The following is a 26,366-nucleotide window of genomic DNA, read 5'->3' on the forward strand; positions in this document are numbered from 1 at the left end:
CAGACGCCTCGGATCGCCCGCCTCGGCGTGATATCGGATGCTGCATGAAGCGATTGAGAGCAGTTCCTCGATGGTTCGCACGCAAGTTCGGCTTTGCGCGCCTGATGTGCCTGGTGCTGCTGGTCGCCTTCGCGGCGCTGCGCGCTGCCGATCCCGCGCCGATGCAGGAGCTACGCCTCCGCGCCTTCGACAACTTCCAGGCGTTCAGCCCCCGGGTCAAGACGATGCGCCCGGTCACCATCGTCGACATCGATGAGAAGAGTGTCGCCGACCCCAAGCTCGGTCAGTGGCCATGGCCGCGGACGCGAATCGCCGAGATCGTCGACAAACTGACGCAGCTCGGCGCGCTTGTCATCGCCTTCGACGTCGTGTTCGCCGAGCCGGACCGGCTGAATCCCGCGATTGCAGCTGAGACCTTTCCCAGCCTCGACGAAGCGACGCGCGAAAAGCTGAGGGCGCTGCCGTCGAACGATCAGGTGCTCGCCGATTCCCTGCGCCGGTCGCGCGTCGTCCTCGGCGAGACGGCGAGCCGCGACGTGCGGGCCGAACCCGACAAGACGCTGCCGGAGACCGGATTTGCGATGGTAGGGGAGCCCATCCCCTTCATGGAGCCGTTCCCGGGGCTGTTGCGCAACGTGCCGCTGATCGAGCATGCGGCGGCCGGCCGGGGCCTGTTCACGATCGAGCCGGAGCGCGACGGCATCGTCCGCCGGGTGCCCATGGTCATGCGAGCCCAGGACATCAAGATGCTGGCGCTGAGCTTCGAAATGCTGCGGGTCCTGACCGGGTCCGGCACTGTTCTGGTCAAGGCCGATCCAGGCGGTATCACCAGCATCGGGCTGGGCAGCGTTCACATTCCGACTGACGGCAACGGCAAGATCTGGGTCCATTACGCCAATCATGACCCATCCATCTATGTCTCCGCCATCGACGTGCTCGAGGGCCGCGTACCACCGGAGAAGATCGCGAGGAAGCTGATCCTGATCGGGCCATCCGCGATTGGCCTGAATGACATCAAGACAACACCTGTCTATTCGGCGATGCCGGGCGTCGAGGTGCACGCCCAGGTGCTGGAGTCGGTGCTCACCGGGTCGATCCTGGCGCGGCCTTATTGGGGCGTCGTGGTCGAGTTCTTTGGCGCGCTCCTGCTAGGGCTGCTCGTCATCGTCTTCGCTCCGCAGCTCGGCGCCATTACGCTGGTGATCGTGGGAGCGGTGTTCGCGAGCGCCCTGCTTGGCCTGTCCTGGTACTTCTACACCCAGCACCGGCTCCTGATCGACTTCACCTATCCGATGCTGTCGACGACGGCGATCTATCTGACGCTGATCTTCGCCAATTTTGTCCGCGAGCAGAATCAGCGCCGGCAGATGCGCTCGGTGTTCGGGCAATATCTGTCGCCGGTGCTGGTCGAGCAGCTTGCCCAATCGCCGCCGACGCTGGGCGGCGAGGAGCGCGAGATCACGGTGATGTTCTCGGACGTGCGCGGCTTCACCACGATCTCGGAGAGCTACAAGCACGATCCGCAGGGCTTGACGCAGCTGATGAACCGCTTCCTCACGCCGCTGACCAACGCCATCATCGCCCGCAAGGGCTATGTCGACAAATACATGGGCGACGCCATCATGGCGTTCTGGAACGCGCCGCTCGCCGACAAGGATCATCAGATCAATGCCTGCGAAGCGGCGCTCGACATGCTCGAGCGGATCGATCAGGTGAACGGCGAACGCGAGCAGGAGGCCGAGCATGGCGGCCACGTCTATATTCCGCTCAAGGTCGGCATCGGCCTCAACACCGGCATCGGCGTGGTCGGCAACATGGGCTCCGACCTGAAGTTCAACTATTCGGCGCTTGGCGACAGCGTCAACCTCGCCTCGCGCCTGGAGGGCCAGACCAAGGAGTACGGCTTTCCGATCATCGTCGGCTCGGCGACTGCGATGGCCGTGAAGGACCGGCTCGCGATTCTCGAGCTCGACTTCATCATGGTCAAGGGTAAGACCGAACCGGAGGTGATCTACGCCATCGCCGGCCGCGAGGACGTGATGTATTCCGAGCGCTTCCAGTTGCTCCGCAACCTCACCATCGAGATGCTGGCGAGCTATCGCAGCCGCGATTGGGAAGGGGCGCTGGCCGCGATCGAGCGCGGCCGCAAGAGCGACCAGGGACAAGACTTGGCCAAGCTTTATGATCTCTATGACGCACGCATCCGCAACTACCAAGTCAATCCGCCGCCCGAGGATTGGAACGGGGCGTACGCACTGCTGGCGAAGTAGCCGGTGCTCCGTTCCCGAGTTCGCATCATGTCGCGGCGGCCTCGTTGGCCAGGTCCGGTGCCCGCGCGATGAGTATGCTCATCATTTGCAGACCACATAAGCCGAATAGGGCGGGCAACGCTTGCTGCGCTCTTCCGTGCCGGGGACGGGGCGGGTGGAGTGCCGTGGCGGGAGGCTTCGCTTGGCACGCGGCAGCTTGCCCGCATCGTGCTTCGATGACGATGGGATGAAGCGGTTTCCAGGCCCATTGGATGATGTCTGGGCGTCCACCGCCGCGAGCTTGCCGATGAATGCGAGCGACAGGATGACGAGCTTGACCGAACGATAGCGCGCTCCAGTCTGCGGGACGGGTACAAGGATAGCGCAATCGAGCAGGCGTCGAGCGCATCGCGTTTGTTGCGAGGTTGCAACAGCGGGATAAGAAGCAACTTGTGTCATGTGACGTCGATTGCATGAATCTGCGCGTGCTTGTAGCATTTTTCTACTCAAGATAGAAAGTGCATGCAGATGGGGGGCATCGATGCAGTCTTCTGAGGACGGGAGTGCGGCCGGTTTGACGCAGGGCAGGCCGGCACGGGGTGCGATCAAGCGTTTCACTCTACCAGTTGCGGGCAGCCTCATTGCTGCTGTGGCTTGTGTGCTCGGGGCGGGCGCGGTGTCGGCCGCGGATCTCCCGGTCAAGGCGCCGCCTCCGCCGGTCTCGTTGTGGGAGTTCGAGGTCGGCGCCCGCTATTTCTACAGTTCGGGCCGCACCCGCTACACGTTGGGCGATCCTTTCGTCGCTGGCCAAACCAATTCTCTGCTGACCTACAAGAATCTCAACAGCCATGCCGGCGAGGGGTTCGCCAGGGCCGATCACAGTTTGGGTTTCTTCGCCAAGGGCTTTGCGGGCGGTGGCAACATCTTCAGCGGCAGGCTCAACGACGAAGACTTCCCGCCGGCCGTCATTCCGTACTCGAATACGGACAGCAGCGTGAACAGCGGCAGGCTTTGGTACGGCACGATCGACGCCGGCTACAATTTCTGGAGGGGGCCGGCGTTCAAGGTCGGCGGCTTCGTCGGCTACAATCATTTCTACGAAACCGTGAACGCATACGGATGTACCCAGGTCGCGACCAATCCGTTTATCTGTGGTCTCGATCCTGTTGCGGGGGGCGTGCTGGTGCTCAGCAAGACCGAGAACTGGGATTCGCTCCGCGTGGGGTTGAACGGCGTCTTCAAGCTCGGCCAGAACTGGAACGTCACCCTCGATGGCGCCGTTCTGCCCTATGTCCGGCTGAGCGGATTCGACAATCACTGGCTGCGGCCCGACATCAATCCGCTTCCGCAATCTGGAAATGGCTGGGGCTACCAGCTCGAGGGCATTGTGTCATACGACGTGACGAGAAATTTCAGCGTCGGCGTCGGTGGCCGCTATTGGTACGCCCGGACGACCAGTGGGACCACCCAATTTCCTGGAGTCCCGGGGTCGCCCACGACCTTCAGCTACGAGCGGTACGGCGGCTTTCTCCAGGCCTCCTACAAGTTTGACTCGGGCGCCTTCGGGAAATGAAATACTGGCTGTCGTGCTGAAGAGGAAGCCCGGCAAAACGCCGGGCTTCCTTCTTTGCGAGCGCGACGGCAGCCGGCCCGGTCAGTTATTCCGCCCCGATCGTCGTCAGGTCCTGGAACCAGTGTTGCGCCTGCACGAACTTCTTGACCTTCGGCGATAGCGCGTGCGGGTTGGTGTCGTGCACGACCCAGACCAGCACCGCATCGTCGACCACGGCCGCATGCGCCTGCGCGATCAACTCGTCCTGCTTGGCCGGATCGAACGTCTGCTTGGCTTCAGCAATCAGCGCATCGACCTTGGGATTCTTGTAGCCGCCCCAGTTGACGCCAACGGGCGCGATCTGGTCGGAGGCGAAGAAGCGGACGATCGCGTAGAGCGGGTCCGATGTGACATAGGCGATGTTGTTGGCGGTGATGCCGGCGTTCATCTCGTCGGCGGCGCCCTTGCGCCAATGCGTGTACAGCGTCTCCAACTCGACGACCTTGAAGTCGATGTCGATGCCGATCTCCTTGAAGCTCTGCTGCAGATATTCGTTCATCGGCAGCGACAGCATCTGGCCGGTGCCGCCCTGCGCGATGATGAAGGTCGTCTTCAGCGGCTTGGCTGGCGAATAGCCGGCTTCCTCGACCAGCTTCTTGGCGGTGGCGAGATCGTATTTCAGCTCGAAGCTCGGCTTGCCGAACCACGGGCTCGACGGGTCGACCTGGCCCTTGGCGGGCTTGGCGAGGCCGTTCATCAGCCCGACCACTTCGTCGCGATTGATCGCGAGATTGAGCGCCTTGCGCAGGCGGATGTCGGTCCAGGGCGAGCCCGGCAGCACGCTGAGATGATAGTTCCAGACATGCGGTGTGACGTTGTCGACGAGCTTCATGCCGGCCGCCTTGAGCTGCGGCACGGCGTCCGGCGCCGGCGTCTCGATCAGATCGACCTGGCCGGCGAGCAGCGCGTTGGTGCGGGTCAGCGCTTCCGGCATCGGCACGAGCACGAGCTTGTCCGTCTTCGGCAGCCGGTCCTTGTTCCAATATTCGGAATTCTTGGTGAGCTCCGCGAGCTCGCGCGGCACCAGTCTGGTCAGCTTGAACGGGCCGGTGCCGGAGGGCTGGCTCGCGAACTTGTCCCAATCCTTGCCGAGCTTCTCGTACTGCGCCGGGCTCGAAATCAGGAACCACAGCATCTGATAGGGGAAGAACGAGTCGACCGTCTTGGTGGTGATCTCGATCGTGGAGTCGTCGATCTTGGCGTAGCTCGCCACCGACGGCAGCCGCGTCTTGACCTGCGCGCTCTGCCGCTTGTCGAACTGCGGTGCCTTATCGTTGAGCACCTTGTCCAGATTCCAGATCACCGCATCGGCATTGAAGTCGCTGCCATCGTGGAACTTGACGCCCTTGCGCAGGGTGAAGCGCCATTTGGTCTTGTCGGCCTCGTCGATCTTCCATTCGGTGGCGAGGCCGGGAATGAGCTTGCCCGGTCTGTCGGCGATGCTCATGTCCCAGGCCACCAGCGGATCATAGATCGTGTAGCCGGTAAACTGATAGGCGCCGGCGCCGCGATCGGGCTGGCCCGTCGTCAGCGGAATGTCCGCCATCGAGATGCCGTAGCGCAGAACCGTTTCGGCCCGCGCCGCGACCGCGGAAAGACTGAGCGCGAGCGCAGTGGCGAGTAATGAGAATCGGATACGCATGAAGATGAAGCTCCGTTGAAACCGGATCAAATTCGACGCGCAAGACCTGCAATCGGGGTGCCAAGCCTCTGACCGGATCGTTCGAGCACAAACGGTTGTGACCTCGCGTCGCAGGCACGAGATCGGGAGCACCGCTGGCATAGGCGTTGCATAATGCTGCCCAGAATTTAGCCAGCTGATCGGAGACCTTGATCGTGCTTTTGCGTATTGCGACCTCAATGACGACGCGCGTGGCCGTTGCGGCCGCCATGATGACCAGCGCTGCCATCCTCGTGCTGCCGGCGCAGGCGGGCGCGGAAACCGTATTGCGCATCGGCATGACTGCCGCAGACATTCCGCGCACGCTCGGCCAGCCCGATCAGGGCTTCGAGGGCAACCGCTTCACCGGCCTCACGATGTACGACGCGCTGACGATGTGGGACCTGTCGTCGGCGGACAAGCCGAGCGTCGTCATTCCCGGCCTCGCCACCGAGTGGAAGGTCGACGATGCCGACAAGACCAAGTGGACGTTCAAGCTGCGTCCCGGCGTCACCTTCCATGACGGCGCGCCGTTCAATGCCGACGCCGTGGTGTGGAACGTCGAGAAGGTGCTGAAGCAGGACGCGCCGCAGTTCGATCCGAGCCAGGTCGGCGTCACCGCCTCGCGCATGCCGACGCTGGCATCGGCGCGCAAGATCGACGATCTCACCGTCGAACTGACGACAAAGGAGCCGGACAGCTTCCTGCCGATCAACCTCACCAATCTGTTCATGGCGAGCCCGACGAAGTGGCAGAAGCTCTATGAGTCCGCGACCGGCGCCGACGACAAGGCGAAGTCGCAAGCCGCCTGGGCCGCCTTCGCCAAGGATGCCTCGGGCACCGGTCCGTGGAAGATGGCGAAGTTCACGCCGCGCGAGCGGCTGGAGCTGGTCAAGAACGAGGCCTACTGGGACAAGGCGCGTGTGCCCAAGGCCGACAAGATGATCCTGCTGCCGATGCCCGAGGCGAACGCGCGCACCGCGGCGCTGCTGTCCGGACAGGTCGACTGGGTCGAGGCGCCGGCGCCGGATGCGCTGCCGGAGATCAAGCAGCGCGGCTTCAAGCTCTACGCCAACGAGCAGCCGCATGTCTGGCCCTGGCAGTTCTCGCGCGTCGAAGGCTCGCCGTGGAACGACATCCGCGTTCGCAAGGCTGCCAACCTCTGCATCGATCGCGAGGGCCTGCGCGACGGCCTGCTTGCCGGACTGATGGTGCCGGCGACCGGAACCTTCGAGAAGGGCCATCCCTGGCGCGGCAACGTCACCTTCGAGATCAAGTACGACAAGGCGGCCGCGCAGAAGCTGATGCAGGAGGCCGGCTACGGCCCGAACAAGAAGCTCGAGGTCAAGACGCAGACGTCGGCGTCGGGCTCGGGCCAGATGCAGCCGCTGCCGATGAACGAATATCTGCAGCAGGCACTGGCCGAGTGCTATTTCGACGTCAAGCTCGACGTCATCGAGTGGAACACGCTGTTCACCAACTGGCGTCGCGGCGCCAAGGATCCGTCCGCCAACGGCGCCAACGCCACCAACGTCACCTACGCGGCGATGGACCCCTTCTTTGCGCTGGTGCGCTTCCTGCAGTCCTCGATGGCGCCGCCGGTCTCCAACAACTGGGGTTTCATCAACAACCCGAAGTTCGATGAGCTGGTGAAGAAGGCGCGCCAGACTTTCGATCCGGCCGAGCGCGACAAGGCGCTGGCGGAGCTGCATGCGGCGTCGGTCGATGACGCGGCGTTCCTCTACGTGGCGCACGACGTCGGCCCGCGCGCGATGAGCCCGAAGGTGAAGGGCGTGGTGCAGCCGAAGAGCTGGTTCATCGACTTCTCGCCGATCTCGGTGGAGTAGCCGTTCGCGTGGTGGAGTATTTGTCCACGTTCGCAGGCTGATCTCGCCGCTTGCCCCGCTGCGCTCCCTCCCCCCTTGTGGGGGAGGGGTGGGGAGGGGGGGTACTCCGGCGGCAGTTTTTGTGTGGACCCCCACCCCCCACCCCTCCCCGCAAGGGGGAGGGGAGCTTTCTTGGTGCCGCTTGTATCTCGCGACTCTCCGCCGATGAGGAGAGGCTTATGAAGGTGACTCGTGCTCTCTTATGCTGCCAGGCGGATGGTCTATGCGATCCCGATCATCATCGGCGTCGCGCTCGTCTGCTTCATGCTCGTTCACATCACGCCGGGTGATCCGCTCGTTGCGGTGCTGCCGGCCGACGCGTCGCAGGAGCTGGCACAGCAGCTGCGCGTGGCCTATGGCTTCGACAAGCCGCTGCCGGTGCAGTTCGGGCTGTGGTTGTGGCGCGCCGTCAATGGCGATCTCGGCAGCTCGATCGCCACCGGCCGTCCCGTGCTCGCCGAGGTGCTGCGCGCCGTGTCCAACACCGTGACGCTGGCGATCGCCGCCGCCATCATCGGTTTCTCGCTCGGCCTGTTCTTCGGCCTCGTCGCCGGCTATTTCCGCGACAGCTGGATCGACAAGGTGGCGACGTCCATTGCGATCGCCGGCGTATCGCTGCCGCACTACTGGCTCGGCATGGTGCTCGTCATCATCTTCTCGGTCGAGCTGAACTGGCTGCCTGCGGTCGGCGCCGGTCCGTCCGGCTCGGGCGCATGGTCGTGGGACTGGGCCCATATCCGCTTCCTGGTCCTGCCCGCGATCACCACCTCGGTGATTCCGATGGGCATCATCACGCGCACCGTGCGTGCGCTGACCGGCGACATCCTCAGCCAGGATTTCGTCGAGGCGCTGCGCGCGAAGGGCCTGCGCGAAACCCAGGTGTTCCGCCACGTGCTGAAGAATGCCGCGCCGACCGCCCTGGCGGTCATGGGCCTGCAGCTCGGCTACATGCTGGGCGGCTCGATCCTGATCGAGACTGTGTTCTCGTGGCCCGGCTCGGGTCTGCTGTTGAACTCGGCGATCTTCCAGCGCGACCTGCCGCTCTTGCAGGGCACGATCCTGGTGCTGGCGATGTTCTTCGTCATCCTCAATCTCGTGGTCGACATCGCGCAGGCCGCGATCGATCCGCGCATCAAGCGAGGCTAACGATGAGCGTCAGTACCCCCGGCGCCCTCAACGACGCCTCGCTGCAGGCCGCGCCGATCGCGAACGCACGCGGCTATTGGGCGACCGTCGGTCGCCGGATCGTCCGCGACAAGCTCAGCATGGTCTGCGTCGCGATTCTGCTGCTGATCTTTCTCTCCGCGCTGCTCGCGCCCTATCTGCATCTCGCGGATCCCTATCAGGGCTCGATGATTCGGCGCCTGCGCCACATCGGCACGCCGAACTATCCGCTCGGCACCGACGAGCTGGGACGCGACATGCTGGCGCGGCTGATCTATGGCGGCCGGCTGTCGCTGCTGATCGGCATCTCGCCCGTGATCCTCGCCTTCGGCATCGGCACGATGCTCGGCCTCGTCGCCGGCTATGTCGGCGGCTGGGTCAACACCGCGATCATGCGCACCATCGACGTGTTCTACGCCTTCCCCTCGGTGCTTCTGGCGATCGCGATCTCGGGCGCGCTCGGCGCCGGGATCACCAACTCCATCGTGTCGCTGACCATCGTGTTCGTGCCGCAGATCACCCGCGTCGCCGAGAGCGTCACCACGGGTGTGCGCAATCGCGATTTCGTCGAGGCCGCGCGCGCCTCGGGCGCGAACGCGTTCACGATCATGCGCGCGCACATGCTTGGCAACGTGCTCGGACCGATCTTCGTCTATGCGACGGGGCTGATCTCGGTGTCGATGATCCTCGCGGCCGGTCTTTCGTTCCTTGGTCTCGGCACCAAGCCGCCGGAGCCGGAATGGGGCTTGATGCTGAACACCTTGCGTACGGCGATCTACGTCAATCCCTGGGTGGCGGCGCTGCCGGGCGTGATGATCTTCGCTGTCTCCATCTGCTTCAACCTGCTCAGCGACGGCCTGCGTAGCGCGATGGACATCCGGAGCTGAGAGGCATGAATGAAGCATCGGAAGTCACCGGACTGCAGCCGATCGAGGACCTCGGCGGCAAGGCGCAGCCGCTGCTGCGGGTCGATGGCCTGACGAAACACTTCCCGGTCCGTGGCGGCCTGTTCGGCGCGCGCAAGACGGTGCGCGCCGTCGACGACGTCTCGTTCGTCATCGGCAAGGGCGAGACGGTCGGCATCGTCGGCGAGTCCGGCTGCGGCAAGTCCACCACGGCGCGGCTCCTGATGCATCTGATGGACCGCGATGCCGGCGAGATCATCTTCGACGGCCGGCAGGTCGGCCACGAGATGTCGTTGCGCGAGCTCAGGCGCGGCATGCAGATGGTGTTCCAGGACTCCTATGCCTCGCTCAATCCGCGGCTGACGATCGAGGAGTCGATTGCATTCGGGCCGAAGGTGCACGGCATGACCGACACTGCGGCGCGTGCGCTGGCGCGCGAGCTGCTCGGCAAGGTCGGCCTGAGGCCCGAGACCTTCGCCAACCGTTATCCGCACGAGATCTCCGGCGGCCAGCGCCAGCGCGTCAACATCGCCCGTGCACTCGCTTTGTCGCCGCGACTGGTGATCCTCGACGAGGCGGTGTCGGCGCTCGACAAGTCGGTCGAGGCGCAGGTGCTGAACCTGCTGATGGACCTGAAGCGCGAGTTCGGCCTGACCTATCTGTTCATCAGCCACGACCTCAACGTCATCAACTACATTTCCGACCGCGTGCTGGTGATGTATCTCGGCGAGGTCGTCGAGCTCGGTCCGGTCGAGCAGGTCTGGGCCAGGCCGGCGCATCCCTATACACGGGCGCTGCTGGCGGCGATGCCGTCCTCCGATCCCGACAGGCGCACGGAGGAGCCGCCGCTGTCTGGGGATCCACCCAACCCGATCGATCCGCCCGCCGGCTGCCGCTTCCACACCCGCTGTCCATTTGCCGAGGCGCCATGCGCGAATGTCGCGCCAAGATTGACGGAGCTGGATACAATGGGCCATCAGGCCGCCTGCCACATGGCGATCCCAGGCTCGGGACACAGCCGGGCGCCGGCCGCCTGACGGGCAGACACCAGCAGTGAGAAGCGGAATGACCAGACCCACGCCCCAGCAAGTCAGTGCCATCGCGGAGGCCTCCGGCCTGCCGGTCGACAAGGAGGTTGCCACCCGCATCGCCGACTCGATCGGACCGGCCTTCGACAACTTCGCCGCGGTTGCCGGTACACTCCCATTCGACCTGGAGCCGGCGAGCTACGTCCTGGCGCAGACGCTGAAGGTGGGCCGATGAGCACCGAACCTGCCTTGATGACCCTGACCGACGTCGCGAAGGCGATTGCGGACAGGAAGCTCTCTTCGGTCGAGGTGACGCGCTCCTGCCTGCATCGCATCGCGCAGTGGCAGCCGAAGCTGAACGCCTTCATGGCGATCGAATCCGAGCCGGCGCTGAAGGCCGCCGCCGAAGCCGATGCAGCGCTCGCCAAGGACGGCCCCAAGGGCCCGCTGCACGGCGTTCCGCTTGCGCACAAGGACATGTATTACGAGGCCGGCCACATCTCGACCTGCGGCTCGCTGATTCGGCGCGACTTCGTCGCAACGACGACCTCGACCGCGCTGCAGCGGCTGAAGGATGCCGGTTCGATCCGGCTCGGCACCCTGCAGATGGCCGAATTCGCCTATGGCCCGACGGGACACAACGCGCATTACGGTCCGGTGCACAATCCCTGGAAGCTCGGCTACGTCACCGGTGGCTCGTCGTCCGGCTCCGGCTCGGCGGTCGGCGCGCGCCTGACCTTCGCGGCACTCGGCTCCGATACCGGCGGCTCGATCCGCATGCCCGCGAATTTCTGCGGCGTCACCGGCCTGAAGGTGACCTGGGGCCGCGTCAGCCGCGCCGGTGCGATGCCGCTGTCGCAGTCGCTCGACACGGTCGGGCCGCTGGCGCAGACCGCGGAGGATTGTGCGCTGATCCTTGGGCTGATGGCTGGTCCCGATCCCGAGGATCCCACCGCCAGCGCGGCGCCCGTGCCGGACTATGTCGCCGCCACCCAGGCCTCGATCAAGGGTCTCAGGATCGGCGTGCCCAAGGCGTTCTATGTCGACGACCTCGATCCTGAGGTGGCGCGCTGTCTCGATGCGACGATCGCGGTGCTGAAGACCGAGGGCGCCGATGTGGTTCAGGTCGAGCTGCCGGATCAGCGCCAGCTCACCGCAGCCTGCCAGCTCGTGCTAGCGGTCGAGGCGGCCGCCTTCCACAAGCGCTGGATGATCGAGCGTCCGCAGGACTATGGCCCGCAGGTGCTGATGCGGCTGCAGAACGCTCTGGCCGTCTCCGGCGTCGCCTATCTGGAAGCGCTGCGTTGGCGCGGTGCGGCGCTGGCGGCGCATGTCGCGGCAACCTCTGGCGTCGATGCCGTGATCGCGCCGGTGTCGCCGCTGGTGACGCCCTCGATCGCCGAGAGCGATGTCGGCGGCGCGCCGGGCGCGGAAGCCGTGATCCAGCGCATCACCCGCTTCACCCGCCCGGTGAACTATCTCGGCCTGCCGTCGCTGGCGATCCCGACCGGCTTCACGTCGACGGGGCTTCCTGTCGGCATGCAATTGATCGGCCGCTCCTTCGATGAGGCTACGATTCTGACCATCGGCGCCGCCTTCCAGCGCGCGACTGATTTCCACGCCAGGGTGCCGACGCTGCCATGAGGGAGACCTGTGTATCCCGCTCGATGGTCTCACCCTCCCCTGGAGGGGGAGGGTCGATTGCGCATCTCATGCGCAATCGGGGTGGGGTGACGGTCTCTCCCCTTGGAAGCGAGTCCATGGAGGGGCTGTCACCCCACCCCGTCTCGCATTCCGCTGCGCTTCATGCGAGCCGACCCTCCCCCTCCAGGGGAGGGGCGCAGCTCACTTCGCAATTGGCCACGGCATTCCTGACGGCAAGGTGAGATAGCCTCCCCATGACCAACCTCGTCGAGATCGACAATCTCACCATCCGCTTCACCGGCGAGCGCACCGTGCATGCGGTGAACGATGTCAGCCTGTCGCTCGGCGATGGCGAGGTGCTCGGCCTGCTCGGCGAGTCCGGCTCGGGCAAAAGCGTGACCATGCGGGCGCTGATGCGGCTGTTGCCGAATAAGCGGACGCAGATCTCCGGCAGTGTCAAGGTGCTCGGCCGCGACGTGCTGGCGATGAACGGCGAGGAGCTGTCGCAGTTTCGCGGCCGCTCCGTGTCGATGATCTTCCAGGAGCCGGGGCTTGCGCTCGATCCGGTCTACACCATCGGCCGGCAGATCGCCGAGACCGTGATGCGGCACGAGGGCAAGAGTTTTGCGGAAGCGCAGGCGCGGGCGCTGGAGATGCTCGACGTCGTCAGGATTCCCTCGGCCAAGCGTCGCCTGGAGTCCTATCCGCACGAGATGTCCGGCGGCATGCGCCAGCGCGCGATGATCGCGCTGGCGCTGGCGTGCCGGCCGAAAGTGCTGCTGGCCGACGAGCCGACCACCGCACTCGACGCCACCGTCCAGATCCAGATCCTGCTGCTGCTGCGCGAACTGCAGCGCGAGTTCGGCATGTCCGTCATCTTCGTCACCCACGACATCGGCGTCGCGATCGAGATCTGCGACCGCCTCGCCGTGATGTATGCCGGAGAGATCGTGGAGCAGGGCAGCTTGCGCGAAATCGTGCGCCAACCCGTGCACCCCTATGCGCGCGGCCTGCTGGCTTCGACGATCCATGGTGCCAGGCGCGGCGAGCGGCTGCAGACCATTCCCGGCACGCCACCCTCGCTCGACCGGGCGCCGCGGAGCTGCTCGTTCGCACCGCGCTGCGGCCTGGCGCAGCCGCGCTGCTCGCAGGCGATGCCGCCGAACATTGCGCTCGGGCCACAGCGGCTGGCGCGCTGCGTCCTGGCCGAGGCGCCGGCAAGTGTGGCGGCCACGTAACGGTTCGCCCGAAACGCGCTCGTCTCTGGCCGAAACCGTCCATCGCGTGTCGAAGCGTCGCAACGGCCTCGCTAAGGTGCTGCCACGCGTGGGACCGATCGTCCGCGCTGGATGAGGACACGCCATGCACGTATCGAACGAAGGTATCCTGGTCATTCTGTTCGTTGGCCTGGTTGCAGGCTGGCTGGCCGGCAAGATCGTCCGCGGCACCGGCTTCGGGCTGGTCGGCGACATCGTGATCGGCGTGCTCGGCGCCTTGGTCGCAAGCCTGATCTTCCCGCGGCTTGGCGTCCGGATCGGCACCGGCCTCGTGTCGGAAATCGTCTATTCCGCGCTCGGCGCCATCATTCTCCTGCTGGTGGTGCGGCTGGTGCGGACCGGCGGGCGGCTCTAGGACTTGCGATCCGGCGTGGCTGAACGTTTGCACCGCGCCACGCGACATACCCCAGCACATAGCTAATTTACGCTAAAGTGAGCATCGTTGGACGCTCACCGCGGGAATCAGTATATTTCGCCTTGTTTGCCGCCAGTTTGTGCTTTTGGTCGGCGGCCACGTAGCTCATTTGATCAATTGAAGAGATGGTGGTGATGGCGGCTGCACCTCACGTGAGGCAATCCGAGCTCAGCGATGCCTTGCGCGGTTGCCGTAGCGCCTTCATCGGCGTCGGGGTGATGAGCTGCATCATCAACCTGCTGTATCTCACCGGCTCGATCTTCATGCTCGAGGTCTACGATCGGGTGCTGCCGAGCCGGTCCGTGCCGACGCTGATCGGCCTGATCATCATCGCCGCGGGGCTTTACGCCGCCCAGGGCGCGCTCGACATGATCCGTAGCCGCATTCTCGGGCGGATCGGCACCGCGCTGGACGAGAGCCTGAACGCGCGGGTGTTCGACACCGTGGTGCGGCTGCCGCTGTCCGCCGGCGGCCGCAACGAGGGCCTGCAGCCGCTGCGCGACCTCGATAACATCAGGAGCTTTCTCGGCAGCCAGGGGCCGGGCGCGTTCTTCGATCTGCCGTGGCTGCCGCTGTATCTGGCGATCTGCTTCGCTTTTCACGTGATGCTCGGCGTTACCGCGCTGGCCGGCGCCATCATCCTCGTCGCCCTGACGCTGATCACCGAATTCCTCACCCGCACGCCGGCCAAGGAGGCGATGGGGCTCGCCGCCCGCCGCAACGATCTCGCCACCTCAAGTCGCCGCAACGCCGAGGTCCTGGTCGCGATGGGCATGACCGGGCGCATGCTGTCGCGCTGGAGCGAGACCAACGAAAAATATCTCGCCGGCAACCAGCGCGCCAGCGACGTCGCCGGCGGCCTCGGCGCCATCGCCAAGGTGCTGCGCATGATGCTGCAGTCCGCGGTGCTCGCGGTCGGCGCCTATCTCGTGATCCATCAGGAGGCGACCGCGGGCATCATCATCGCCGGCTCGATCCTGAGCGCGCGGGCGCTGGCGCCCGTCGATCTCGCGATCGCACATTGGAAGAGCTTCGTTGCCGCGCGCCAGAGCTGGCGCCGTCTCAGCCATCTGTTGCAGACGATGCCGCAGCGACCGGCGCCGACCCTGCTGCAGCCGCCGGTCGGCAAGCTCTCGGTCGAGGCCGTCTCGATCGTCGCGCCGGGGGACCAGAAGGCGATCGTGCAGGACGTGAGCTTCGCGTTGTCGGCCGGCAACGGCCTCGGCATCATCGGTCCGAGCGCGTCGGGCAAGTCGTCGCTGGTGCGGGCGCTGGTCGGTGTCTGGCGTCCGGTGCGCGGCCATGTCCGGCTCGATGGTGCGGCGCTCGACCAATGGTCGACGGACGAGCTCGGCCGTCACATCGGCTATCTGCCGCAGGATGTCGAATTGTTCGCAGGCTCCGTCGCGCAGAACATCTGCCGTTTCGATCCGCAGGCCTCCGCCGACGGCATCATCGCCGCCGCCAAGGAAGCCGGCGTGCACGACATGATCATCAAGATGCGCGACGGCTATGACACAGAGATCGGCGAGCAGGGGGCCGCGCTGTCGGCAGGCCAGGCGCAGCGCGTGGCGCTGGCGCGCGCGCTCTATGGCAATCCGTTCCTGATCGTGCTCGACGAGCCCAACTCCAATCTCGATACCGAAGGCGACGAGGCGCTGTCACGCGCGGTGCGCTCAGCGCGGGCGCGCGGCGCGATCGTGGTCGTCGTCGCGCACCGGCCGATCGGCATCGAGGCGGTCGACCAGGTGCTGGTCATGAAGGACGGCCGTGCCCAGGCGTTCGGTCCGAAGGAGACGGTGCTGGCGCAGGTGCTGCAGCCGCGTGCGCCGTCGCCGATCAAGATCGTCTCGGAAGCCGGAGTGGCAAAGCCATGAGCAGTCAGGTCGTTGCCGGTCCACTTCCTGGCGGCCGCAAGACGGAGAGCGTGCGCGAGTCGATCCGCCGCCACCTGCTGATCGGCATGGGCGTCGTCGTTGCGGTCGCCGGCGGGCTTGGCGGCTGGGCCGCGACGCAGCAGATTTCCGGCGCGTTGATCGCGCCCGGCCAGATCGTGGTCGAATCCAACGTCAAGAAGGTGCAGCATCCGACCGGCGGCGTGGTCGGCGAGCTTCGGGCGCGCGACGGCGACGTCGTCAAGTCCGGCGACATCGTGGTGCGGCTCGACGACACCGTGACCAAGGCAAGTCTCGCCATCGTCACCAAGAACCTCGATGCGCTGCAGGCGCGCGCCGCCCGGCTGGAGGCCGAGCAGCGCGGCTGGGCCAAGATCCTGTTTCCGCCGCAGTTGCTGCAGCGCATGAGCGATCCCGAGGTCAAGAGCCTGACGGCGAGCGAGACCAAGCTGTTCGAGGTCCGCGTCAACGGCCGCATTGGTCAGAAGGCGCAGCTGCGCGAGCGCGTCACCCAGCTGAACGAGGAGATCGAGGGACTCTCCGCGCAGGTCAGCGCCAAGGACCAGGAGATCGCGCTGGTCCAGAAGGAGCTCGACGGCGTGCGCCAGCTCTATGAGCAGCATCTGGTGCAGCTGTCGCGCCTGACCACCTTGGAGCGCGACGCTGCCCGCCTCAACGGCGAGCGCGCGCAATTCATCGCCGCGCGTGCCCAGGCCAAGGGCAAGATCAGCGAGACCGAGCTGCAGATCATCCAGGTCGACAAGGACATGGTCAGCGAGGTGTCCAAGGATCTGCGCGAGACCACCGACAAGATCGGCGAGTTCGTCGAGCGCAAGGTCACCGCCGAGGACCAGCTTCGCCGCGTCGACATCCGCGCGCCGCAGGACGGCATGGTGCTGCAGTCGAGCGTCCATACCGTCGGCGGCGTCATCACCGCCGGCGACACCATCATGCTGATCGTGCCGCAGAGCGACGATCTCCAGGTCGAGGCCAAGGTCAATCCGCAGGACATCGACAAGCTGCAGGTCGGCCAGAAGACGTTGCTGCGGCTGTCCGCCTTCAACCAGCGCACCACGCCGGAGCTGAACGGCGTCGTCAGCCGCGTCTCGCCCGACGTCACCACCGACCAGCGCACCGGCCAGAGCTATTACACCATCCGCGTCTCGATGCCGCCCGAGGAGATCGCAAGGCTCGGCGACGTCAAGCTGATCCCGGGCATGCCGGTCGAGGCATTCGTGCAGACCGGCGACCGCACTGTCATTTCCTACCTGATGAAGCCGCTGCACGACCAGCTGATGCGTGCGTTCCGGGAGAAGTGAGGGGCCCGGCTGCCGTCCCTGCAGAGACGGCGGGCAGCGCTCCAATCTCGCTGTCATCCCCGCGAACGCGGGGATCCATAACCACAGGGAGCAGTCGTGGCGCGAGATGCTCGTGACGTCTCGCGTCGCGCCCCATTTCTGCTGCGGAGTATGGGTCCCGGGTTGGCGCCCGCCGACGCTGCGCGTCATCGGGCTTGCCCGGGAGGACAGCGGCTTATTCGTCGAGTTTCTTGAGTAACAGCTCCAGCGCGCTCTTCGCGAACAGCTGCATGTTGGCAAAACGGTCGCTGTGGCCGCTCTCCAGAGTGACGACTGCGGTCGCGGGCCCCGCAACCGCGAAGCACGCATGTCCCGCCGCGTCGCCATAGCGATTGCCGGCAGGACCCGCGGCACCGGTCTCCGACACTCCCCAATCAGTCGCAAAGCGCGTCCTGATCTGCCGCGCCAGCAGCTCCGCATAAGGCTCCGACGCCGAGCGGATGCCCTTCATCGCCTCGTCCGGAATGTCCATCAGCACGCGGCGGGCGTCGCGCGTATAGACCACGGCGCCGCCGAGGAAATAGGCGGAGGCGCCGGGCACCGCGAGCAGCGCCGCCGCGATCAGGCCGCCGGCGGAGGATTCCGCAACGGCAATGGTCTGCTTTTTGGCGATCAGCCGTGCCGCGACCTTCTCGGCGACAGCGATGAGGTGCTGCATGGCGGTCGTCCTTCGGCAGCGTCGACACCCGCCGCTGCCGGCTGCTGTTCATTCCCCACCATCATGCGCCGAAAGCGCACGTCGAGGAAGGCGCTGCCCCTCGCAGCGATCACGCAATGATCGGCTCGCGCGCCGCGACGGCCTGGCGGCCGCCGCGATAGACGGTCATCGCTGCGATGATACCGAGCACGGCGGCGCACATCAGCCAGTAGCCGGGCGAGGCCTTGTCGTCGGTCTTGTTGATGAGCCAGGTCGAGACCGCCGGAGTCGCGGTGCCGAACAGCCCAGCCGCCAGCGCAAAGGCGATCGAGAAGCAGGTGGTGCGGACATGCGCAGGCACGATCTCGACCAGGCAGCCCAGCATGGTGCCGCTATAGACGCCGAAATAGAACGAGAACAGCATTTCGACAGTGAGCAGCTTGCCGAAGCTCGGCGCCGCCGCGAGCCAGTGCAACGCCGGGTAGGCGGTGAGGAACGCCAGCGTCGCGATGGTCACAAGCACCGGCTTGCGTCCGATCCGATCCGACACCGCGCCGCCGACCGGATTCCAGAGAAAGTTGGTCACGGCGACCAGCAAAGTGACGAGCAGTGAATCCGCCGCCGACAGCTTCAGCTGCTTGCCGAAGCCGGGACCGTAGACGGTGATGAAGTAGAACGTCGTCGTGGTCAGCACCGCGATCATCATGCCGAGGATCACGATGCGCCAGTTCTCCAGCGCCGAGGCGAATACTTCGCGCGCGGTCGGGTGCTTCTTCATCGCGAGGAAGGCCGGCGTCTCCTCCAGCGTGCGGCGCAGGAAGAAGATCAGCGGAATGATCAGGCAGCCGATGAAGAAGGGAATGCGCCAGCCCCAGGCGGCCACCATGTCCGCCGGCATGGCCTGGTTGAGCACGTAGCCGATGACTGACGCGACGAAGATCGCGACCTGCTGGCTGGACGACTGGAACGAGGTGTAGAGGCCGCGATTGCCGGGCGTGGAGATCTCGGACAGATAGACCGACACGCCGCCGAGCTCGACACCGGCCGAGAAGCCCTGCAACAGCCGGCCGAGCAGCACGATGATCGGGGCCGCGATGCCGATCGTCGCATAGGTCGGGCAGAATGCGATGACGATCGTGCCGATCGCCATGATGCCGAGCGTCACGATCAGGCCCTGGCGCCGGCCGATCTTGTCGACATAGGCGCCGAGCACGATGGCGCCGACCGGTCGCATCAGGGCGCCGAGCCAGAACACGCCATAGGCATTGAGCAGAGATGCAGTCTCGTTCTCCGATGGGAAGAACGCCTTGGCGATGATCGGGGCGTAGAAGCCGAACAGGAAGAAGTCGAACTGCTCGAGGAAATTGCCGCTGGTGGCGCGCAGGATCGCGCCGATGCGCGAATGGATCGTAGCCGGCTGCGGGATTGACGTTGAGGACACGCGGGGAAACTCCTACCGTCGAGAGGCTCGTGCGGAGGATTTCTACGCCGGCCGAGGGGAAAGGTGCGACAATCTGCCACGCCAAGCCCTGGCGGCCAATAGCTTTGCGCTCAAGGCGCTCTAGGCCTGAACAGAATTGGCGGCGGCCGACTTCTGCTGCATTGCACCCTTCAGCCATTGCCGGAACGCCTTCAGCTTCGGCGGATCGGTCCGGCCCTCCGGCGTCACCAGATAGAACCCGGCATCGCTCGGCAGCGTCATCTTGAACGGCACCACCAGCCGGCCCTTGGCGATGTCGTCCTGGACGTAGGCCGTACGCCCGATCGCGACGCCGAGCCCGTCGATCGCGGCCTGAACGGTCATCAGCGACAGGTCGAAGCTCAGCCGACCCTGCCTCGACATCTCCACCGGCAGACCCGCCGCGGTCAGCCATAGCCGCCAGTCGTCGTCATAGCCGCCGCTGACCTGCAGCAGCGTGTGATGTGCGAGGTCCTCCGGACAGCGTAGTGGCTTGTCGCCGTGCAGCAGCGCCGGACTGCACACCGGAAACAGCTCGTCGGCCATCAGCCACTCCGCCCGCACGCCCGGCCAATGGCCACGGCCATAGCGGATCGCGGCGTCGACGTCGTCCTTGCGAAAATCGACCAAGCCGGTCGACGTCGTGATTCGCACGTCGATGCCGGGATGGGCCTCCTGAAAGGCCGTCAGCCGCGGCAGCAGCCATTTGGCGGCCAGCGAGGCGATGGTGGAGACCGTCAGCACCTTGGCGTTGTCCTTGCGGACCAGCCGTTCCGTTGCCAGCCGGAGATCGTCGAACGCGGCGCGCACCAGCGGGAGATAGTCGCGGGCCTGCGGCGTCAGCGCCAGGCTACGGTTCTGGCGGACGAAAAGGCGCAGCCCGAGCTCGTCCTCCAAGCGCTTGATCTGATGGCTGATTGCGGTCTGCGTCACGTTCAGTTCGGAGGCCGCGCGGGTGAAGCTCAGATGCCGCGCCGCAGCCTCGAACGCCCGCAATCCATTCAGCGACGGCAGTCGGGCCATTCACGGCCTCCCCGGTTCATGACGTTATTTCATCCGAAACGGTAGTAAATGTCGTTTGTGGATGAAGCGCAAGCGCTCAATATTGCAGCCTCAAGGAATTTTCAGGAGGCTTTCATGTCCATCTACGTCTCCTCGTCAATGACGAAACATCATGGCCCGGGGTTCTGGTCCGGCGTCGTGGAGCTGCTCGCCGCGTGGCGCTTCCGCTACCGCACACGGCACGAGCTGGCGCACTGGTCGGAGCGCGACCTGCACGACCTCGGTCTGTCCCGCAGCGATATCGCCGCCGAGATCGACAAGCCGTTCTGGCGGGGTTGATCCCCCTTACTCATCCCGCCGCGCCGGTGCCGCTCCGCAAAGGAGGGCGCCGGCAAGCTTCCCGGTTGGAGCCGCGCATGCCGACGCCCGCCATTGCCGATATCGCTGCCGGCTCCAACATCATTCACACGCGGCGTGGCGAGGAGGTGCGCCTGCGCTTCGTCACATCTGACGACGCCGAGGCGCTGCAGAGCTATGTCCGGTCCTTGAGCCAACGTTCGCGCCACAAGCGTTTCCTCGGCGCACTCAACGAGCTGCCAAAGGCGGTGCTCGAGGATTTCGTCGCGCTCGGCCGCAACGACCGCTACAGCCTGATCGCGACGATGGACCATGAAGGTGTCGAAACCATCGTGGCCGAGGCGCGCTACGCATTCGATCGCGGCGTCGGTCGTGTCGAGTTTGGCCTGTCGGTCCATGACCGCTGGCAAGGCCACGGCATCGGTCCGGCGCTTATCGCGAATCTGGAAGAACGCGCGCTGGCGTTGGGTGGCGTGACCCTGTCGGGCGATGCGCTGCGTACCAACGACGTAATGATTGCATTGGCCCGCAAGGCCGGTTTCGCGATCAAGCCGCATGCGGACGATTGGACCCTGGTGCGGTTCGAGAAGGGTCTAAGCGGAGTGGTGGCTCATTCAGTGGGGGCAGATTTGCGCGTGGTCGGTCGCGAGCCGCAAGTCGCCACGTCCGAGATCAAATGACGTCATGCCTGCGAAGGCAGGCATCCCGTACGCCGCGGCCTCACCGTGTCACCAGCCATCAGTTGCGTGTACTGGATCGCCCGGTCGAGCCGGGCGATCACAGTTGCTATGAAGCGACCATCGATCCGCGTCATTGCGAGCGCAAGCGAAGCAATCCAGAGTCCTTGCTCCGCTCTGGATTCTTCGCTTCGCTCGCAATGACGGTGATCGTGGTGCGTCTGTGCCCACGTCATACGGAACATCAACTTCTCAAAACGTCTCCACCCACGGCCGCAGCTCCATCTCCCAACTCCAGGCACTCCGTGGTTGCTGCAGCACGCTCCAATAACTTGCGGCGATGGCATCCGGATCGAGCATCGAATTCGGGCGCTCCGCGGCTTCCTGACGCTCTGCGCTCTTGATCGCGCCGTCGATGACGAAATGCGCGACGTGGATGCCCTGCGGCGACAGTTCGCGCGCCATGCTCTGGGCGAGGCCGCGCAGCGCGAACTTGCCCATCGCGAACGGCGCCGACTGGGCGTAGCCCTTCACGCTGGCGGAGGCGCCGGTGAACAGGATGGCGCCGTGCTTGTTCGGCAGCATGCGCTGTGCCGCCTGCTGCGCCACCAGGAAGCCGCCGAAGGCGCTGACGGCAATCGACTGCTGCACGTCGGCCGGCACGAGATCGGTGAGCGCTCCGCGCGCCCGCGCGCTGGCATTGTAGACCACGAGATCAGGCGCGCCGATCTCGCGCTCGACGATGCCGAACAGCCGCTCGACTTCCTCCGGATTGGTTGCATCGCAGGGGTAGGCGCGGGCGCCGGTTTCGTTGCAGAGCGCGCCGAGCTTCTCGATCTTGCGGGCGGCCAGCGCCACGCGGATCTTCTCGCGCGCGAACAGCCTCGCCAGCGAGGCCGAGAGCCCCTCGCCGGCACCGACGATGAGGGCGATCTTGTAGGCAGGGATGTCCATGGGCATGTCCTTGGGCCAAAGCGTCCGCAGACATCAAGCTAGTGCACCGGCGGCCGACTTCCTACGGCTCGTCTCCACATTTTTGTCGCGCGTCCTCAGGTGGGACGCGGCTGCAATCCGGCGAGGCAGCCGATCTCCTCCAGCACGACATCGAGCCGGCTGCGATCGTGCAGGAAGGCGTATTTGCCGCGGAGCATTGCCAGCGAGCGCGCGTGATATTTCTGCGGCTTCTGCATCCATGTGAAGTCGCCGAACTGGACGCGGAAGACGCTGCGGTTCTCGGCCAGTGCCTGCTCGTTGGCGAGCGTCCATGGCATGAACAGCGCGCCGACCTGACGGGTCAGGATCGGCATCAAGGTCAGTGATAGTTCCGGCCACAGCTCGAACTCGCCTTCGGCGCGCGGCCATAGCATGCGGTGGATCCAGGCCAGCACATGCGGCGCGCGGCCTTCGATCAGGGCGCCGGCAGTCGGATCGGTCCACAGCTCGTAGAGCTGGCCCCACAGTCCGAAATCGCCGTAGGCCGGACGGTGGCCGAACAGATACGGCCTGACCGAGAGATGCCGTTCGAGCAGGTCGAGCATTTCGGCAAAGCCCTGCTCGATCTGCGGCGCGTTGATCTCGTTGGAGCCGACATACCACAGCCGCTCGACCATGCGCGCGCGGATCTTCTCGGCCAGCTCGCCCAACTCGGCCTCGTCCGCCCTGGGGGCGCGGATGCGGGCGATGCGTCCGGCCGAGGCGCGCTGGTCGAGATCGCGCGCCCAGCGATAATGGAACATCCACTTGTTGCCCCACTCGTCGCCGAACTCCTCGATCAAGGCCGAGATGAAGCTCGTCAGCGCGTCGCCGGGATGAATCGTGGGTTGCGGAAAGTCGAGCTCCAGTGCGTCGATGATCGGCGTCGAGTCCTGCATCGGCACCTCGTCGGGGGCGACCACCAGCGGAATGATCGGCAGCTTGGCGTGCCGCGCGAACTCCGCCTCGCTTTCCGCATTGCGCAATATCCAGTGATGCGGGATGCCCTTGTAACGCAGATACGATCGCACCTTGACCGAATAGGGCGACATCTCCGCCCCGAAGATGCGATAAACCTCCGTCGGCTGATTGGTCATGGATCTGCTCCCGGTTCGGCGCACGCCGCTGCCTGTTGTGTATCCGATCAGGCGCAACCTGTCGAAGAGTCCATCAGAGACTTGCGGAAACGAACGAGGGCTTAACGATCATGCATCAGTTCCTGAGGCGCGATGACGTGATGACCGGCGGCGCAAGGCCGGAGCTGCTGGCGCCCGATACCACCGGGCTGAACTTCTATCGCGCCGACCCCGCGCTCGCCGATCTCCTGCGCATCCATCTGCCCGAAGCGCTGTTTCGGCACCTCGTGCCGCATCTCGACCGTCTCGGCGAGCTCGCCGGCTCCTATCTCGACGAATGCGCCCGCTTGGCTGACCGCCATGGCCCTGTGCTGCACCAGCGCGACCGCTTCGGCCGCGACGTGCAGTGGGTCGAGTACCATCCGGCCTATCGCGAGCTCGAGCGCGCCGCCTTTGGCGAGTTCGGCATTCACGCGATGTCGATCCGCAAGGGCATTCTCGGCTGGCCGACCAAGTATCCGGTCACGGCCAAGCACGCCTTCACCTTCCTGTTCAACCAGGCGGAGTTCGGGCTGGGCTGTCCGATCAACGTCACCGACGGATGCGCCAAGCTGCTGGCGAGCTTCGGTAGCGACGGGCTCAAGGCCAAGTACCTCGATGGCCTGACCCAGACCGACATGAGAAAGCTGACCCAGGGCGGCCAGTTCATGACCGAGAAGGAGGGCGGCTCCGATGTCGGCACGTTGACGACGGTCGCCGTCCCGGAGGGCGACCATTGGCGCCTGCATGGCGAGAAATGGTTCTGCTCCAATGCCGATGCGAAAGTCGTGATGCTGCTGGCGCGGCCGCAAGGTGCCGAAGCTGGAACGCGCGGCGTCGGCCTGTTCCTGATGCCGCGCTTCCTCGATGACGGCAGCCAGAACCACTATCGGATCGTGCGCCTGAAGGACAAGCTCGGAACGCGCTCGATGGCCTCGGGCGAGATCAAGCTGGAGGGTGCCGTCGCCTATGCGGTCGGGAGGCTCGATCGCGGCTTCGTGCAGATGGCCGAGATGGTCAACTCGTCGCGTCTCTCCAACGGCGTCAAGTCGACGGCGCTGATGCGGCGGGCCTGGCACGACGCGATCACGGTCGCGCGCAACCGCGTGGTGTTCGGAAAACGCATCGTCGACCTGCCGCTCGGGCGGCGGCAACTGCTGAAGATCCTGCTCGCGACCGAGCAGGCGCTGTCGCTGAGCTTCCTCACCGCCGACGCACTCGACCGTGCCGAGGCCGGCAGCCAGGATGCCGCGGCGCTGCTGCGCATCCTGACGCCGACATTGAAATTCCGCGCCACGCGCGACGCGCGCAAGGTCTGCGGCGATGCGTTGGAGATGCGCGGCGGGATCGGCTATGTCGAGGAGTTCGTCACCGCGCGGCTGCTGCGCGACGCCCATCTCGGCTCGATCTGGGAAGGCACCGGCAACATCGTCGCGCTCGATGCGCTGAAGCGCGCCGTGGGCCGGCACGGTGCGGAGGCCGCGCTGGCAGCCGACCTGCATGCGCGGCTCGACGACAGCGCCGCCGTGCCGCAGGCCTGGCGCGATCAGCTGCATCGACTGCTGGATCGTGCCGTGGGCTTTGCGCGCGAGGTCGCGGGACGCGCCGACAATGAGTCCGAAGCGCGCCGCGCCACCAGCCTGCTGTATCACGTGGCGAGCGCCGTCTCGACGACTTGGGAAAGCGGGCGCATCCACGCGATGCGCGGCGACGCGCGCAGGCTGCTGCTGGCAAAGCTCATCGTCGCGCACCGGCTGACGCCGTCCGATCCGTTCCGGCTCGCGGAAAATAGGATGGATGATGCCATCGCGACACTGCTGCTCGGCGAACGTACCGCTGACATGGAGGAGGTTGGCGAACTGCTGTCAGCGGCGTAGGCTTGCCGCGACCAACAACAAACAAGATCGGGAGAACGCCAATGAAAGCCGCCGTGCTGATGGAGGTCAACAAGCCGCTGGTGATCGAGGACATCAGTGTGCCCAAGCCGGGGCCGCGGGAAGTGCTGATCCGCACGGCGGTTGCCGGTCTCTGCCATTCCGACCTGCACTTCATCGAAGGCCTGTATCCGCATCCGCTGCCCGCCGTGCTCGGCCATGAATCGGCTGGGATCGTCGAGCAGGTCGGCGCCGACGTGACCTATGTGAAGCCGGGCGATCACGTCGTCACGTGCTTGTCCGTGTTCTGCGGCACCTGCGACAACTGCACCACGGGCCGCCCGGTGTTGTGCACCGATACGACGGTGAAGATGCCGCCCGGCACCTCCAACCGGCTGTCATGGGGACGAAGCGAGAAGCTGCACCAGTTCCTCAACCTCTCGTCCTTCGCCGAGCAGATGCTGGTGCACGAGAACGCGATTGTGAAGATCCGCCCGGACATGCCGCTCGATCTCGCGGCGCTGATCGGCTGCGGCGTCATCACCGGCTATGGCGCCGTCGTCAACACGGCGCGGGTGCAGGCCGGCGAGACGGTAGCCGTGATCGGCTGCGGCGGCGTCGGCATGGCTGCGATCAACGGCGCCGAGATCGCGGGCGCGGGCCGCATCATCGCCATCGACACCAATCCGGCCAAGCTGCAGCTTGCGACGAAACTGGGCGCGACCGACATCATCAATCCCACTGAGGGCGACGTCGTGGCCCAGGTGCGCGAGCTCACCAAGGGCGGCGTGCACCACGCCTTCGAGGTGCTCGGGCGCAAGGAGACCGCCGAGCAGGCGTTTGCGATGCTGGCGCCGGGCGGCACCGCGACCATCGTCGGCATGATCCCGTTCGGCCAGAAGATCGAGCTGCACGGCTTCGACTTCCTGCGCGAGCGCCGCATCCAGGGCTCGTCGATGGGCTCGAACCACTTTCGCGTCGACATGCCCCGCCTCGTCGAGTTCTATCTGCGCGGCAAGCTGCATCTGGAGGACTGGATCTCCGCCAAGCTGAAGCTGTCGGAGATCAACGAGGGCTTTGCCAACATGAAGGCAGGCAAGACGCTGCGCAGCGTGATCATGTTCGATGCGTGAGGTGGGTGGTCGGGTGTGAGGCAGGTGATGAGGTTCGGCGGGTCTGC

At 65.5% G+C, this 26,366-nt stretch carries 23 protein-coding genes; 16 read left to right on the top strand and 7 right to left on the bottom strand.

Annotation, left to right across the window (positions count from 1 at the left end; translation table 11 throughout):
• Nucleotides 1–44: 44 nt before the first annotated feature.
• Nucleotides 45–2,270, top strand: a complete 2,226-nt coding sequence (locus QX041_RS28320) for an adenylate/guanylate cyclase domain-containing protein (RefSeq protein ID WP_316167326.1) — start codon at nucleotides 45–47, stop codon at nucleotides 2,268–2,270.
• Between the two features lie 81 nt (nucleotides 2,271–2,351).
• Here QX041_RS28320 and QX041_RS28325 read toward each other — a convergent pair whose 3' ends face one another.
• Nucleotides 2,352–2,708, bottom strand: coding sequence for a hypothetical protein (locus QX041_RS28325; RefSeq protein ID WP_315825914.1), 357 nt, complete (start codon nucleotides 2,706–2,708; stop codon nucleotides 2,352–2,354).
• 82 nt (nucleotides 2,709–2,790) lie between these two features.
• On the opposite strand from QX041_RS28325, the gene QX041_RS28330 reads away from it, so the two are divergent.
• On the top strand, nucleotides 2,791–3,822 hold the full coding sequence (locus QX041_RS28330; RefSeq protein ID WP_316159349.1) for a hypothetical protein: 1,032 nt from the start codon (nucleotides 2,791–2,793) through the stop codon (nucleotides 3,820–3,822).
• Nucleotides 3,823–3,907: 85 nt separating this feature from the next.
• Here QX041_RS28330 and QX041_RS28335 read toward each other — a convergent pair whose 3' ends face one another.
• On the bottom strand, nucleotides 3,908–5,503 hold the full coding sequence (locus QX041_RS28335) for an ABC transporter substrate-binding protein (protein WP_315713710.1): 1,596 nt from the start codon (nucleotides 5,501–5,503) through the stop codon (nucleotides 3,908–3,910).
• A gap of 218 nt (nucleotides 5,504–5,721) precedes the next feature.
• Between QX041_RS28335 and QX041_RS28340 the strand changes: the two genes are divergently transcribed.
• The 10 genes from QX041_RS28340 (at nucleotide 5,722) to QX041_RS28385 (ending at nucleotide 17,054) form a co-directional block, all read left to right on the top strand.
• On the top strand, nucleotides 5,722–7,368 hold the full coding sequence (locus QX041_RS28340) for an ABC transporter substrate-binding protein (RefSeq protein WP_410051896.1): 1,647 nt from the start codon (nucleotides 5,722–5,724) through the stop codon (nucleotides 7,366–7,368).
• A gap of 231 nt (nucleotides 7,369–7,599) precedes the next feature.
• A complete protein-coding gene (locus tag QX041_RS28345) occupies nucleotides 7,600–8,553 on the top strand; it encodes an ABC transporter permease (protein WP_315713711.1) in 954 nt (317 codons plus the stop codon).
• Between the two features lie 2 nt (nucleotides 8,554–8,555).
• Complete coding sequence (locus QX041_RS28350; protein ID WP_315713712.1) at nucleotides 8,556–9,458, top strand: ABC transporter permease; 903 nt, start codon at nucleotides 8,556–8,558, stop codon at nucleotides 9,456–9,458.
• Between the two features lie 5 nt (nucleotides 9,459–9,463).
• Entirely contained in the window at nucleotides 9,464–10,513 is a 1,050-nt protein-coding gene (locus tag QX041_RS28355) for an oligopeptide/dipeptide ABC transporter ATP-binding protein (RefSeq protein ID WP_315713713.1), read from the top strand.
• A gap of 28 nt (nucleotides 10,514–10,541) precedes the next feature.
• Nucleotides 10,542–10,739, top strand: a complete 198-nt coding sequence (locus QX041_RS28360; RefSeq protein WP_009026147.1) for a hypothetical protein — start codon at nucleotides 10,542–10,544, stop codon at nucleotides 10,737–10,739.
• Nucleotides 10,736–12,148: an amidase gene (locus QX041_RS28365; RefSeq protein WP_315713714.1), complete on the top strand. Its 1,413-nt coding sequence runs from the start codon at nucleotides 10,736–10,738 to the stop codon at nucleotides 12,146–12,148. Before QX041_RS28360 ends, QX041_RS28365 begins: the two co-directional genes overlap by 4 nt.
• A gap of 254 nt (nucleotides 12,149–12,402) precedes the next feature.
• On the top strand, nucleotides 12,403–13,386 hold the full coding sequence (locus QX041_RS28370; protein ID WP_316167329.1) for an ABC transporter ATP-binding protein: 984 nt from the start codon (nucleotides 12,403–12,405) through the stop codon (nucleotides 13,384–13,386).
• Between the two features lie 124 nt (nucleotides 13,387–13,510).
• On the top strand, nucleotides 13,511–13,780 hold the full coding sequence (locus QX041_RS28375; protein ID WP_315713716.1) for a GlsB/YeaQ/YmgE family stress response membrane protein: 270 nt from the start codon (nucleotides 13,511–13,513) through the stop codon (nucleotides 13,778–13,780).
• 194 nt (nucleotides 13,781–13,974) lie between these two features.
• Nucleotides 13,975–15,717, top strand: coding sequence for a type I secretion system permease/ATPase (locus tag QX041_RS28380; RefSeq protein WP_316167331.1), 1,743 nt, complete (start codon nucleotides 13,975–13,977; stop codon nucleotides 15,715–15,717).
• Entirely contained in the window at nucleotides 15,714–17,054 is a 1,341-nt protein-coding gene (locus QX041_RS28385; protein ID WP_315713718.1) for an HlyD family type I secretion periplasmic adaptor subunit, read from the top strand. The genes QX041_RS28380 and QX041_RS28385 overlap by 4 nt, the downstream gene beginning before the upstream one ends.
• A 214-nt stretch (nucleotides 17,055–17,268) precedes the next feature.
• Here QX041_RS28385 and QX041_RS28390 read toward each other — a convergent pair whose 3' ends face one another.
• The 3 genes from QX041_RS28390 to QX041_RS28400 form a co-directional block, all read right to left on the bottom strand.
• The gene (locus tag QX041_RS28390; RefSeq protein WP_315713719.1) at nucleotides 17,269–17,751 is read right to left on the bottom strand and encodes a CinA family protein; all 483 of its coding nucleotides are present in this window, start codon (nucleotides 17,749–17,751) and stop codon (nucleotides 17,269–17,271) included.
• Between the two features lie 109 nt (nucleotides 17,752–17,860).
• Nucleotides 17,861–19,171: an MFS transporter gene (locus QX041_RS28395; protein ID WP_316167333.1), complete on the bottom strand. Its 1,311-nt coding sequence runs from the start codon at nucleotides 19,169–19,171 to the stop codon at nucleotides 17,861–17,863.
• 120 nt (nucleotides 19,172–19,291) lie between these two features.
• A complete protein-coding gene (locus QX041_RS28400) occupies nucleotides 19,292–20,212 on the bottom strand; it encodes a transcriptional regulator GcvA (RefSeq protein ID WP_316167334.1) in 921 nt (306 codons plus the stop codon).
• 114 nt (nucleotides 20,213–20,326) lie between these two features.
• On the opposite strand from QX041_RS28400, the gene QX041_RS28405 reads away from it, so the two are divergent.
• On the top strand, nucleotides 20,327–20,530 hold the full coding sequence (locus QX041_RS28405; protein ID WP_316167335.1) for a DUF1127 domain-containing protein: 204 nt from the start codon (nucleotides 20,327–20,329) through the stop codon (nucleotides 20,528–20,530).
• 77 nt (nucleotides 20,531–20,607) lie between these two features.
• Complete coding sequence (locus QX041_RS28410; RefSeq protein WP_316167337.1) at nucleotides 20,608–21,228, top strand: GNAT family N-acetyltransferase; 621 nt, start codon at nucleotides 20,608–20,610, stop codon at nucleotides 21,226–21,228.
• Nucleotides 21,229–21,477: 249 nt separating this feature from the next.
• Here QX041_RS28410 and QX041_RS28415 read toward each other — a convergent pair whose 3' ends face one another.
• Both QX041_RS28415 and QX041_RS28420 read right to left on the bottom strand, forming a co-directional pair.
• Complete coding sequence (locus tag QX041_RS28415) at nucleotides 21,478–22,179, bottom strand: SDR family NAD(P)-dependent oxidoreductase (protein WP_315713724.1); 702 nt, start codon at nucleotides 22,177–22,179, stop codon at nucleotides 21,478–21,480.
• Between the two features lie 95 nt (nucleotides 22,180–22,274).
• Nucleotides 22,275–23,294, bottom strand: a complete 1,020-nt coding sequence (locus tag QX041_RS28420) for a glutathione S-transferase family protein (RefSeq protein ID WP_315825924.1) — start codon at nucleotides 23,292–23,294, stop codon at nucleotides 22,275–22,277.
• Between the two features lie 110 nt (nucleotides 23,295–23,404).
• On the opposite strand from QX041_RS28420, the gene QX041_RS28425 reads away from it, so the two are divergent.
• Both QX041_RS28425 and QX041_RS28430 read left to right on the top strand, forming a co-directional pair.
• A complete protein-coding gene (locus QX041_RS28425) occupies nucleotides 23,405–25,189 on the top strand; it encodes an acyl-CoA dehydrogenase family protein (protein ID WP_316167338.1) in 1,785 nt (594 codons plus the stop codon).
• Between the two features lie 41 nt (nucleotides 25,190–25,230).
• Entirely contained in the window at nucleotides 25,231–26,319 is a 1,089-nt protein-coding gene (locus QX041_RS28430; protein ID WP_316167339.1) for a Zn-dependent alcohol dehydrogenase, read from the top strand.
• Nucleotides 26,320–26,366 lie beyond the last annotated feature (47 nt).

Origin of the sequence: Bradyrhizobium sp. SZCCHNRI2009 (assembly GCF_032485115.1) — a bacterium.
Taxonomy (GTDB): Bacteria; Pseudomonadota; Alphaproteobacteria; order Rhizobiales; family Xanthobacteraceae; genus Bradyrhizobium.